The sequence below is a fragment of the Fretibacterium fastidiosum genome, assembly GCF_964642095.1.
In the GTDB taxonomy this organism is placed as follows: Bacteria; Synergistota; Synergistia; order Synergistales; family Aminobacteriaceae; genus Fretibacterium; species Fretibacterium fastidiosum.
The window spans coordinates 164,552-176,545 of record NZ_OZ209244.1 but is presented as its reverse complement, the minus strand read 5'-3'; the positions used below and the strand labels follow the sequence as shown (position 1 = coordinate 176,545).

10 protein-coding genes are annotated in these 11,994 nt (G+C 65.9%); 7 read left to right on the top strand and 3 right to left on the bottom strand.

Annotation, left to right across the window (positions count from 1 at the left end; translation table 11 throughout):
* The first annotated feature begins 6 nt into the window (after positions 1 to 6).
* The 7 genes from ACK28C_RS00770 (at position 7) to citX (ending at position 5,956) form a co-directional block, all read left to right on the top strand.
* Positions 7 to 801 (top strand): TNT domain-containing protein, encoded by a 795-nt coding sequence (locus ACK28C_RS00770; protein ID WP_015555969.1) that lies wholly within the window; start codon positions 7 to 9, stop codon positions 799 to 801.
* Positions 802 to 836: 35 nt separating this feature from the next.
* Positions 837 to 1,103: a hypothetical protein gene (locus ACK28C_RS00765; RefSeq protein WP_208872553.1), complete on the top strand. Its 267-nt coding sequence runs from the start codon at positions 837 to 839 to the stop codon at positions 1,101 to 1,103.
* 1 nt (position 1,104) lies between these two features.
* Entirely contained in the window at positions 1,105 to 2,274 is a 1,170-nt protein-coding gene (locus ACK28C_RS00760; protein WP_015555970.1) for an SPFH domain-containing protein, read from the top strand.
* Positions 2,275 to 2,289: 15 nt separating this feature from the next.
* Positions 2,290 to 2,967 (top strand): hypothetical protein, encoded by a 678-nt coding sequence (locus ACK28C_RS00755; RefSeq protein ID WP_015555971.1) that lies wholly within the window; start codon positions 2,290 to 2,292, stop codon positions 2,965 to 2,967.
* 14 nt (positions 2,968 to 2,981) lie between these two features.
* Entirely contained in the window at positions 2,982 to 3,899 is a 918-nt protein-coding gene (locus ACK28C_RS00750) for a hypothetical protein (RefSeq protein WP_208872554.1), read from the top strand.
* A gap of 242 nt (positions 3,900 to 4,141) precedes the next feature.
* The gene (locus ACK28C_RS00745) at positions 4,142 to 4,270 is read left to right on the top strand and encodes a hypothetical protein (RefSeq protein ID WP_279369710.1); all 129 of its coding nucleotides are present in this window, start codon (positions 4,142 to 4,144) and stop codon (positions 4,268 to 4,270) included.
* A gap of 390 nt (positions 4,271 to 4,660) precedes the next feature.
* A complete protein-coding gene (gene citX, locus ACK28C_RS00740) occupies positions 4,661 to 5,956 on the top strand; it encodes a citrate lyase holo-[acyl-carrier protein] synthase (RefSeq protein ID WP_409152326.1) in 1,296 nt (431 codons plus the stop codon).
* On the opposite strand, the gene amrB is transcribed toward citX, so the two are convergent.
* The 3 genes from amrB to ACK28C_RS00725 form a co-directional block, all read right to left on the bottom strand.
* Entirely contained in the window at positions 5,934 to 6,707 is a 774-nt protein-coding gene (gene amrB / locus ACK28C_RS00735) for an AmmeMemoRadiSam system protein B (RefSeq protein WP_208872556.1), read from the bottom strand. The two genes, citX and amrB, sit on opposite strands and share 23 nt — an antisense overlap.
* A gap of 13 nt (positions 6,708 to 6,720) precedes the next feature.
* Positions 6,721 to 9,258 carry a DUF3160 domain-containing protein gene (locus ACK28C_RS00730; protein WP_208872557.1) on the bottom strand — a complete coding sequence of 846 codons (2,538 nt, stop codon included), beginning with the start codon at positions 9,256 to 9,258 and terminating at the stop codon, positions 6,721 to 6,723.
* A 157-nt stretch (positions 9,259 to 9,415) separates the two neighbouring features.
* Positions 9,416 to 11,848: a DUF3160 domain-containing protein gene (locus ACK28C_RS00725; RefSeq protein ID WP_409152325.1), complete on the bottom strand. Its 2,433-nt coding sequence runs from the start codon at positions 11,846 to 11,848 to the stop codon at positions 9,416 to 9,418.
* Positions 11,849 to 11,994 lie beyond the last annotated feature (146 nt).

Below are 11,994 nucleotides of genomic sequence, written 5' to 3'. Positions count from 1 at the left end.
GACAGGATGGGCGACGGAAACGACCTCGGTTTCACCAAAAACATCGAAAGCACCGAGAATATCGGAAACATTGAGAGCACGGAGAACACCCTATCTGAAAGCGTCGAGCTCAGCGAGGGCGCCGGGCTCGAGAGGAGCGCGGACCTCGACGCCCCGCCCCAGGACATCGCAGAGGACACGGAGCTACCGGATGCCCCGGATGCTGGGCCGGATGGAAGCTATGGCCTGACCGATCTGGAGGAGGACACGAGCGCGGACTTCGAGAACCTCAACGAGTCCGACGCCTCCGAAGCGTGTCCCGACGAGATCCCGGAGGACGGGGATACGGACACGGAGGAAAATCCTTCCCTGGAGGCAGAGTTCGAGGAGCAGCGGAGGGCCGACGACGCGATCCGGGAGACGCTGCGGGACGACATCAGGGAGGACCCCGAATTTATCGACGCGAACGGGGACCTGATCTGGGCCCCCAACGGCGGGTTTGTGGAAAATCCGGAGACGGTCGCGGTGCAGCCGGGGTCCGTGGTGCTGCAGCGGTGGGGGAACGAGTCCGGTCACCATTTCACGGAGTTTGGGACGCCCTATGAGAAGGTCTCCCTGCCGTGGAAGGAGACGGAGCCGAGGTACTTCGAGATCCTGAGGCCCCTCGAGGACGTTGCGCGGGGTACGGTGGCCCCGTGGTTCCGCCAGCCGGGCGGAGGGATACAGTACAGGACGGAGCTCAGGGAGTTCGAGATGACCCGGGGGGCATCCCCGTACCTGCGGGAAATCTCTTTTGACGAGGCACTGAAGTTGAAGCGTTGACGCCGGGGCGTTGACGTCGAAGGAGGCGTTGAAGCGTGGGGCTTAAGGAACTTTTTTCTGCGCTGCGGAAGGAGGGCATACCGCCCGATTGGTATCTGATCGGCGACGAAGGCATCTCCGAATGTCGGACCTGCATGAGGCGTATCGATGGCAGGTGGGCCGTGTACTTCAGCGAGCATGGTCTGAAGAGCTCGTTGAAACTTCATGATTCGGAATCGGAAGCCTGCCGGGACCTGCTCTCCCGGATGCTCAGGGAAAAGGAGCTTCGGGGCTCCGGAGCCCTGAACGAAGGAGGACGTTAGCATGGCGATGTTCGGACGCAACCCCAACGAGGCCGCCTACGTCGGGGGCAGGAAGCACTTTACCGACGTCATCAAGAACACGGGGCCGGGCAACCTGCTGATATGGCTCAACGGAGAGGAGGACTTCAACACCAACTCCACCCTGATCGTGGCCGAGTCGGAGGAGGCGCTGTTCTTCCGGGACGGCATCGTGGAGGAGGTCTTCGACGGCGGCAAATACGTGCTGTCCACCGAGAACTACCCGTTCATCAGCCGTCTGAGGAACCTTTTCTCCGGGGGCATCAGCACGTTCAACTGCAAGGTCTACTTCGTCCGCAAGGCGCACTCCATGGAGATCCTCTGGGGCACGGACTCCCCGATACAGGTCCGCGACCCGGTGCTGCGGATCGCGACGAGCGTGACGGCACGGGGCGCGTTCAAGGTACAGGTCGACAACTCCAAGCTGTTTCTGATCAAGCTCCTGGGGAACAACGTGCAGCAGCTCACCCAGGAGGAGCTCACCCGATACTTTCGGCGCGAGTTCATGCAGCACATCAAGTCCAACATCGCGAGGGCGATCCGCGAGTCGAACGAGGAAATCCTGGGCATATGCGAGCGTCAGGCGCTCCTGGCGGAGCACCTGACGCCCATCCTCCGCGAGCCGCTTGCCGATTACGGGGTCCGGCTGGTCAACTTCACCATCGAGGCCATCGACATCCCGGAGCAGGACCCCAACCGCCAGAAGCTGGAGGCGGCCTACGCCAACAAGGGCGTCATGGGCATCCTGGGCAACGACTGGGGCCGGCAGCAGGCGACGGAGATCCTGCACGATGTGGCGAACAACCCCGGGGCGGGCGGCGTGGCCGCGACGGGCGCGGGGCTGGGCATGGGCATGGTCGCAGGCGGCGTCTTCAACAGCATGGCCCAGCAGATGTTCGCGCCCATGCAGGAGCCCCGGCCGGAGGAGCGCCCCTTCCCTCAGGGGCCGTCCGGAGGGCGCTTCGTGCAGCGGGACGGCCCCGGCGGCGCGAAGCGCTGCGCTCACTGCGGCGCGGATAACCCGGAGGACTCCTTATTCTGCGGCCGGTGCGGGACGCGGCTGGACGCGCCCGAGGCCACGTGTGGAAACTGCGGGGCGGTGTTGCCCCCCGAATCCCGGTTCTGCAACAAATGCGGAACCCCCAGGAACTGAGGGAGCGTGAGAACGATGAAAAATGGCATCCTCTGGCTGATCCTCAAAGCGCTCTTCCCCGTGCTCTTCAACGCCGTGTTCTTCCTGGCAGACATCCAGCCGAAAAACGCCTCGGTGTGGATTTCTTACGTCTTCGTTCACAGCGCCTATGTCCTGCTGCTCCTGACCCCGCGTTTCACCGTGCGGTCTCGGAGCGCGGCCCTTTTCGGGACCACGCTGGGAGGGCTGGGACTGTTTTTCTTCCTGGCCGAGCTGGCCCTGGGCTCCGTGCTGATCGCGGTCCGTCCCGAGGGGTGGCGCACGGCCTTTTTCCTCCAGCTTGTGCTGTCCGTCTTCCATATCGCCGCGCTGACGAGCACCATGCTGGCCGACCAACACACGGCCGGGGGCGAGACCGTGCGGGAGGCGGAGCTCCGGACCTTCAAGGGGCTGCTCTACGAGATGCGCCGGGCGGTGGACGAGGCCGGGGAGGGGGAGGAGGCCCGGCTGCTCCGCAGGACTTATGACCTGATGGCCTCCAGCCCCGTGAGGTCGCACCCGTCTGTCTTGGATATCGAGCGCGACCTGGAGGCCGCGATCCGCGCGCTGCCGCGCGTCGGGGCGAGCGGAGAAAACCGGGAGGACATCGCCCGTCGGGCCGAAGAGATTCAGAGGCTGATACGGGAGAGGAACCACCTTTTAAAACGAACGTAAAGGAGAGGATTGCATTGATGCTGACCAAGGCCAAATGCCCCGCCTGCGGGGGCGCGCTGGAGCTCAACCCCGGCCTGGAGCGGGGGATCTGCGTCTACTGCGGCAGCGAGTTTCTGGTTCAGGAGGCTATCCAAAAGTTCAAGGCGGAGATTGACGGGCTCCCAACCCTGAAGAACATGCTGATCCGCGCGGAGCAGAAGCTTTCCGACGGGGACCTGAAGGGGGCCGAGGCCTTGTATGAGGAGATACTGAAGGGTGCCCCCACTTGCCACGAGGCCTGGTGGGGAAAGTTCAGGAGTTTATTGGAGGGGGGGTATCTTCCAATAAGACTGGTTGATTGTCAGCATAGAGTAATTTCTCTTATAAAGCAAGGCTTTATCGAAAATGCGAAAAAAGAATTGAAAGACATCGTTGCGGCACTGGACAGGGCGGACCTGCAGTATCTTTTTGGGAACAACACCACGAATGCACTTCGCGCGATCGAATACGCTCCGGAAGAACTGAAGGGTGTATATCAGCAGAAACTCGATCAGATATTGAAAGATTGCAAAAAAATTTCGGAAGACATGAAAAAGTTGTTGACAGCGAGAGAAGAAGAGTTGAGAAAAGCGTCGATACAGGAGAAGAAGGCAGTATTTCTTCTTGTTTTGGGTGCGATCCTCGGAGGTATCATGGGATACTTTTGGAGGGGAGTTATTTTTGGCTTTATTTTGGGTATGTTGTGGGCAAGTGAAACGATGAAGGTAAAGATGATATTTCTTATTATTTTGGGTACGATCCTCGTCGGAGGTATCATGGGATACTTTTGGACTGGAGTTATTTTTGGCTTTATTTTTGGCTTTATTTTGGAAGTTATTCGGGAGGGTCGAAACGAAAAGGGAAGCGCTGACGCAACGACCACCGATGCTAGCTTGTCAAGTCAAACGCAATAGCACAAATCCGCAGGTTGCAAGGAAGTTACCGAAGATTAAGCTCGTTATAACATAGGTTAAGATGATTTTGATCTTGCACCCGTCGAGTGCGACAGGAAACGTTAGAAATCTGTCTTTGCCACAGGTTAAAAATCTTGCCTGCGGGATTGAGAACGGCATGGGCTGAGAAAAAGAAGTTCCTCGCTATCTCAAGTGGGTAAGGATGGGTTCAAAATTGTCAGAAGTGGTATAGTAGTGGCATTATGAAAGACATTCAAGTATTTGAAATCGCGCCTGCTCTGGGGAATCCGTGGTATATCGAATCCATAGATCTTGATGCCGATAGAAACCGCGATATTCGCGTTGCTTTTACAAAAGGGGCTTTGGATTGACAATCCGTTACGCCATGCCTATTGCTGAGCGTGAAGCCAACCCCTCCGGACCACCTCCCCTTACAGGGGAGGCAAAAATTGAAGAAGCGCGTTTTTCAGGCCCCCCGGTTGTCCAGGGGTGGAGTGAGGAAGATGCCTGATACCAATTCGCGTTTAAAGAAGGGCAAAAAAGGCCCCCCTGCAAGGGGGGCTGCCCCGAAGGGGCTGGGGGGTGTTGAGTAGGCTAAGAGCAAACCCCTCCGCCGCCCTTGGCGGCACCTCCCCTTTCAGGCGAAAGCGAAGAAGTGCGTTTTTCAGGCTCCCTGCTTGTCCAGGGATGGAAGCGAGGGAGATGCCTGAGCCGTACCGAAAGCCGGGCGCGCCTTCGGAGCAGGGAGGCCCTTTGAGCCTTTGAGAGGGGACATCGGAATGGTGGGCGGGGAGAGACGGGGCGTGCGGAAGATCGAGTTTTTCGCGCCGAGGGCCGTGGGGCTGGAAGAGGTGCTGGAGGCGCGGGAGCGGCGTCAGGCGGCTCAGCGGGCCCTGCTGGCGCGGTGGGGAACGCCCCTCGTCAGCCTCTGCATGAACGTCCCCGGCCCCGTCAAGGACACGCCCCTGATCGAGCTGGCCTTTCGGCATGGACTTGACGAGCTTGAGGCGCGTCTGCCCCCGCTCCTGTCCATGGAGGTGAGGCGGGACGCCGCCGGGCCGGAGGCCCTCCTTGCGTGCCGGATGGAGGCGTCCGCGCTCAAGGCCCTGGGGGAGGCGGTCGAGGCGGAGGCGCCCGTGGGGCGGCTCCTCGACGTGGACGTGTTGGACGGGGAGGGGCGCAAGCTCTCCAGGGCCGTGCCCCGCGCCTGCATCGTGTGCGGTGGTCCGGCCTTTGACTGCGCCCGCAGCCGGGCCCACGGGCTGGCCGCCGTCGAGGCGGCTGCGCGGGCGCTCCTGGTGGGCTGGGCGGCGCCGCGCTTTGCGGAGGCGGCGGAGGCCGCGTTGTTGGAGGAGGCGCGCCTCACGCCGAAGCCTGGCCTGGTGGACCGATCGAACAACGGCGCTCACCGCGACATGGACCTCCCCATGCTGGAGCGGAGCGCCAGGGCGCTTCGTCCGTACTTCGAGCGATTCTTCGAGGCAGGGACGGAGGAGCCGGACCGTTTCCTCCCGCTGAAGGAGGTTGGCGTGGAGGCGGAGGCCGCGATGATGGAGGCCACGGGGGGCGTCAACGCGCACCGCGGGGCGATCTTCGCCCTGGGGCTGCTGCTGGGGGCGCTTGGGGCGTCGCTCCTGGACGGGCGGGATGTCCTTCAGCGCGCGGCGGCCCTGGCGAGGCAGAGACGGGGGGGAGGCGAGGGGTCCCACGGCGCGTCGGTGCGCGCCCGCTACGGCGCAGGCGGGGCGGTGGAAGAGGCCCTGGCCGGGTTCCCGACGGCTTGGCGGGCGCGGGCCGTGCTGGAGGCGAAGGGGCCGCTGACGGCGCTCCTGGGGCTCCTCGCGCGCTGCACGGACACCAACCTCCTGTATCGCGGCGGGCGGAAGGGGCTCCTCCTGGTCCGGGCAATGGCGCGGGCCGCCCTCTGTCTGCCGCAAGGGATGCACCCCTGGGCGATGCGGGGCATGGACCGCGTGATGATCCGACAGAACCTCAGCCCCGGAGGGTCCGCGGACCTCCTGGCCCTGGCCCTCTTTATGGAGCGGGTGGGGCTGTAGGGAGGTAGAGGCAGGTCGCGTGGCCCGTAGTGCGCGGTGAGGGGCGCGAGGCGTAGTCGTCGGAGTTGCTGCGCTCCAGCAGGACGGCTTCCCCGTTTCCGAGGGTCTGCATCAAGGCGAGGAAGAGCCGCGCGCCGCGCCGGCAGTCCACGTCCAGCCCGCCGATCTCTCCCGTGTGGAAGCCCCTCAGGACCGCCAGGGTCCGCTCGTCCTCCGCGTCGGACGTGGCCCGCGGCTTGTAGTGGGACAGGTCCATGCTCAGGAGCACCACGCCCCCCTCCTGGCGCAGCAGGCGCGCCAGCACGCGGTGCGCGCGCAGGAGCTCCATGTCGCTGGCGCTGGTCCTCAGCAGGAGGCACAGCACCTTCGCGCCGGGGAAAAAGCGCAGGACGTGCGGAATGTGCTCCGTGACGCAGTGGTCCCGCTGCACGGCGTCGTCCTGGCGGGGCACGGCCCAGGAGAGAGCGCGCGCAGCCGCCGCGTCGCCGGACAGCAGGAGAAGTCCTGCGGGGGTCCTCCAGTCCGGCGCGCCCATGACGACGCCCGCACGGGCCCGGCCGAAGTGGTCCGGGCCGATGATCACGACGCGGGCCGGGGCCGCGTCCTCCGAGGCCAGCCGCTTGTAGAGGCGATCGATCATCGCTCCGGCCACGCTGTGGTGCGGAGCCAGGGCCCCGACGACGCGGGGAGCGGCCTCCGCCGCGGAGACAAGACAGGCGGCGGCCGCCAGGGCCGCCGCAATCCGTCTCAATCGATTCGATAAGCTAGTCATTGACCTTGTTCTGCCAGTAGGGAAGGGCCATCTTCAGCTCGTCCTGGCGCTTCTCGTCGTAGACGAGGGCCTTCCACTCATCGTCGTCCATCCGCTTTTCCCCCATCGGGGTCGTGAAGGTGTAGTAGGAGAACATGTAACCCTCCGTGACGCGGAATCCGCCCGACTTGTCGTTGACGTAGACGCGGAGCTTCCTGGGCGTTCCCGTGCCCATGAAGAGGACCTCGCCCGTCGGCACGGAGGTGGCGACGTCCGCCACGAGGGCCATGCGAAGCTGTCGCTGCGCCTCCTCGCCCACGATCTCACCGATGTCCTCGGGCAGGACGGAGGCCAGCCTGAAGCTCAGCAGCTGCTCGAAGTCCTCCCAGGTCATGGAGTCGTCCAGGGCGCGTTCGGCGATCGCCGTCAGCCCACGCATGTCCTTGGCGAAGGACATCAGGTTCGCCGCGTAGTACTCCCGCCATTTCTCGTTCTCCTTGGGCAGGAGCTTCGTCAGGGTTTCCACAAGGCGGTCCGCGGCCTCTGCCAGGGCGCTGTAGAGCGCCGGAACGGGCTCAACGTAGCTGCGGGGGATGGGCAGCTTGAAGGGGCCGGGAATCCAGAGGTCCCCGCCTCCGTCCCCCATCTCCGCGCCGCTCTGCTCCGCGTAGAGGATCGTGTCGTGCTTCAGCTCCGTCATCGCGGCCTCGGCCGTGATGAGCTTCTTGTAGCCCCAGGCCGGACGGTTGGCGAAGAACTGCTTCGATCCCGCCTCTGCGAGGTACGCCCGAACGAACTTCAGAATGTCCGTGTAGACGTTGTCGCCGTCCTTACCGGTCGAGTAGGCCTCCCAGAGGTCGGCCATGGCCCGCTGGTTTTTCTCGTAGTCCTTGAACTTCCCGTTCGGCTTCACCTCGGCCTGAGCGGTCGGGGAGCCCAGCACCGCCATGACGTCCAGCGGGTCCGGGAGCGGCCTCATATCCTCGCGCGTGCTCGTAGCGGGGAAGGTCAGCGCGTCGAAGACCATCGCGTCGAAGGTGACGCGCCGGGGCAGGACGGCGAACTTCTTGCCATCGAGCTTCTGGATGACGCTCTTCTTCCCCGCCGCATCGAGCGCCGCCACGAGCGCCTTGACGCGGTCCGGCTTGGCGAGGTCCTCCAGCTTGAAGGGCTTGAGGGCCGCGGACAGGTCGTCCCACGAGTTGACGTTGGAGCTGCCCACCAGGTAGGAGATGGGGTCGGCTACCGCGCGCCAGCGCTTCTGAACCTCCGGGGCGCTCAGAATGTGGTTCAGGATGAGCGTCGCCGCCGCGCCGTTCTCGCTGTCCAGCGGCCAGGCGGTGCCCAGGAGGTAGGAGGCCCGGAAGTAGGCCTTGAGCCCGTCGTTCAGCGTGTAGTGGCCCCTGGGCCCGAAGAGGGAGAGGTCCTGAGGCAGCTCCGTGAAGGGGTTGGCCTCCAGGATGCCGGAGCCGCGCATCGCGCCCTCCGCAAACTCCCGAACCTCCGCCGGCACGTCCCCCTTGCCATTCGACGCCAGGTAAAGGCCGAGGGCGATGAAGCCCTTGACGTTGGCTGCGGCCGTCCGTCCCGGCTCGGAGGCGGAGAGCTGCTTCGGCAGCTTCGCGGCGGCGTCCCTCATGGCGTTGAGCAGCCCCGTGACGCGGGGCGCCAGGGCCTTCTCCTCCAGCTTCTGAAGGGAGCGGTCGAAGTAGAGGTGGAAGGCGTGCATGGGCAGGTCCGCCGTGATGAACTTGGCCGTCAGCTCGTTCATCTCTGCGTAGCAGTCCACCAGGTCGTCCTCCTGGAGGAACTCGCGGAACTGGGGGGCGGGGTCGAGGTAGAAGCCGTTCTTCAGGAGTGCAGCTCGGGCCTCCTCCTCCAGGGAGGCCGGAAGGTTCTCCTCCTCGACGCGGGTCAGGTCGGGCGACGACGCGGAGAGGTCCCTGAGGTCCTCCGCGCGCAGCCAGGCCTGGCGGCTGTCGGACCCCGAAAACGCCGGGCCATAGGACCCCGCCTTCTCCTGGAGCGCTGAGAGGGCCTCGCGATCGGGCCCCTCATCGTAGTTCGTGTAGAAGGTGCAGAGGACCCACAGGGCGCCGTCCTCCCCCTGCTTCTGGCCCAGTGCCGTCACCACGGCGCCCCGGGGAAGCGTGAACTTCGAATAGTCCGAGAGGGGCAGGCTCCCCGGCAGGAGGTACGGCATGGCGCCGTCCTTCAGGACCTGCCAGGGACGCGGGGCGAAGCCCTCGTGCTCCGGCATGGGGACCAGGAGCTTTTGCTCTACGAAGCCCAGCAGCTCTGTCCCGTCGGGTCCGGCTTTGATGGAGAGCCAGCCCTCCTGCTTCGAGGGCTCCGCCTCAAGGGTGTCGCCGTAGGCGATGCAGAAGGTGTTCTCCTCTTCCTTCGGCTGGTAGGCCTCCCATCGGCCGTTGGAGGCGGCCTTTACGTCCTTCAGATCCTCGAAGACCGGAGCTACGGGGCTTGTGACCACCCAGCGCTGAGTGGCCTCGGCGGCGCCCGTCAAGAGCGCCGCCAGGAGCAGCGCAAACAAGGGGCAAATTGCCGAACGTCTTAGCCATTTTCCTTTCATCTCGTACATCCCTCCAAAAATACAAATGGTCGAATGTGGCCGGAACCCTCCGGCCCGGCTCCGATTATAACCTGAGGCAGCCCGTTCCGCCGCCGTCAATTTCACCGCTTTAAGGCGGTCATTCGTACAGCCGGCCCGCCCAGTAGGGGAGGCACTGCTTCAGCTTATCCTGCCGTCCGCCGTCCCGAACCAGGGTCTGCCACTTTCCCTCGGCCATCCCGGCTCCCAGGGGGCGCGTGAAGGTGTAGAAGGAGAGCGTACGCCCCTCCGTGACGCGGCTTCCCCCCGATCGGTCGTTGACGTAGACGAGGAGCCTGCGCGGCGCGCCCGTGCCGACGTAGAGGGCCTGTCCGGCTGCAGGAGACGCGGCGGCCTCCGCCAGGACGACCGCGGGGGCCCCTGCCTCGGGCAGGCGAAGGTGCTGGATGCGGTAGAAGTCGTCGTAGGTCATGGCGTCATCAATGGCGCGCTGCGCGATGCCGGCAAGGTGGCGCATCTCGCTGGCGAAGTCCGTCAGGCCCCGGACGCCAGGGTCCGGATTGCCTCCCAGAAGGGGGGTCACGAAGGCCGCCAGCCGGTCCGCAGCCTCCGCCAGGGCGCTGTAGAGGGCCGGCGCGGGCTCGACGTACCCCCTGGGGAGGGGCGGGGCGAAGGGGCCCGGACGCCAGGTCCCTTCGGGGTCGCGTCCTGTGGAAACGCCCCCGCCTGCGGGCGCCTCGGCCGCGCTCCCCAGCTCCGCCAGCGCGGCCTCCGCCGTGACGAGCCTCTTGTAGCCCCAGGCCGGCTGCGTCGCGAAGTACTGGGCCGGGCCCTTCCCCGTCGGAGCGGGTGTCAGGTAGGCGCTGAGGCACTTCAGGGCGTCTGTGCGCAGGCTGTCCTCCTCCCTGCCCGCCGCGTACCCCGCCCACAGGTCCGCCGCAGCCCGCAGGGCCTGGTCGCTGCCCCGACTCCCCGCGAACAGCGACAGCTCGTCCCGCGCCGGCTGGGACCCCAGCGCCGCCATGACCTCCAGCGGGTCCGGCAGCGGAGCAGGGTCCTCGGCCGCGCCCTCCGGGGGCGCGATGGGGAGCCCGAATGCCCGCGCCTCGAAGGAGGGGCGAAGGGGCAGGAGGGCGAACCTGCGTCCTGGGCCGCCGCTCCCCTGGTCGAGCTCCGCGAGGGCCGACATCAGGGCCTTCACGCGGTCCGGGGCCTTGAGGTCCGCCAGCGCAAAGGGCTCCAGGGCCGCGGCGACGCCGTCCTCTGGTGTCGTGGCGCCCCGCAGGTATTGGAGGGGCGCGACGAGGGCGCGCCAGCGCGCCTGCACGTCCCTCGTCCTCATGAGGCGGTTCAGGATGAGAACGGCGGCGGCACCCCTCTCCGTGTCGGTAGGCCAGGCCATCTCCAGCAGGCGCGAGGTGCGGAACCAGGCCTTCATCTGGTTGTTCAGCAGGTAGCGCCCTCGCGGGGCGAAGGCGGCGAAGTCCTGGGAAAGCTCCGTGAAGGGGTTGTGATCGAGGTGTCCTGTGCCCAGCATCGTGCCCCAGGCCAGGTCCGTGACCTCCGGCGGGACCTCCGTCACGCCGCCCGTGGCGAGGTACGCGGCCAGGGCGATGAAGTCCTTGACGTTGGCCGCGGCCGTCCGGCCCGGCTCCGAGGCGGAGAGGTCCTCGGGCAGGCGCCGGGCGGCGTCCGCGAGGGACCTCAGGAAGTCGTGGAGCAGGGGCAGGAGCGCCCGCTCCTCGACCCTCTGCACCGCGCGGCCTGCTGATAGGCGGAAGGCGCAGAGCGCCATGTCGGCCGTGATGAAGCGCGCCCTTCGGGGGGCTGCGGCCCCGCCTCCGTCGGGTCCCAGGATCGGGTCGGGATCGACGTAGAAGCCGCTGTGGGTCAGGAACTTGCGCTCGTCGCGGCTGAGGCCCGGCGGAAGGGCCTCAGGGGCCACCTGGGTCAGGTCGGGGGATGCGGCGGCCAGGGAGACCAGGGCCTCCTCCGGCGCCCAGGCGCAGCGACGGTCCGACCCCGCGACCAACCCCGACGCCCCGGACCGGTCCGTCTCGAAGACGCAGAGCAGCCAGGCCCGGCCTTCCGAATCCGTCGCGCGGCCGGAGACCGAGGCCACGGCTCCGCGGGGCACCCTGAGCCCGTCGTAGGCGGAGAGGGGGAGGGCCCCAGGCAGGAGGAAGAGGTCGGACACGTCCCGCCGGGCCTGCCAGGACTGGGCGGGGAAGGGTTCGTAGTCCGGCATGGGGACCATGAGCTTCCGCTCCACGAAGCCCGACGTCTCCCTTCCGTCCGGCCCTCGCCGGAGGACCAGCCAGTCCGCGCGCTCCGACGGGTCCGCGTCGATGACGTCGCCGTAGGCCATGACCAGAGCGCCCGCGTCGCCGCGGACCTCCGCCCAGCCTGTGGGGGGCGCCGACACCGCGCCCGCCAGCCGTTCGAAGACGGGGACGATGCGTCCCGAGGCGACGTAGCGCCGGGCGCCCTCCGCGGGCGCGGACGGGAGGGCCGTCAGGACCGCGAGGGCCACACCGATTGCGAGGTTCAGACACAGATTGGGATGCCTCACCGTTTCAACACCTCTTCAAGATTTTGTCCGCCGGAAGCTTTGTGGAACGGTTGCCCTTTCGGAAGACCGATCCTCCGAGTCACGGCCTTTTGTCCCTTATTCTATCGTAAACTTTCGTAAACTTGAAGGTTTTGCCAGGGCGCGGC

What these genes read in the sequence shown, in the direction of transcription:
- ACK28C_RS00770 (WP_015555969.1), top strand. Translation starts at nt 7, where the DNA reads ATGGGCGACGGAAACGACCTCGGTTTCACCAAAAACATCGAAAGCACC.
- ACK28C_RS00760 (WP_015555970.1), top strand. Translation starts at nt 1,105, where the DNA reads ATGGCGATGTTCGGACGCAACCCCAACGAGGCCGCCTACGTCGGGGGC.
- ACK28C_RS00755 (WP_015555971.1), top strand. Translation starts at nt 2,290, where the DNA reads ATGAAAAATGGCATCCTCTGGCTGATCCTCAAAGCGCTCTTCCCCGTG.
- ACK28C_RS00745 (WP_279369710.1), top strand. Translation starts at nt 4,142, where the DNA reads ATGAAAGACATTCAAGTATTTGAAATCGCGCCTGCTCTGGGGAATCCG.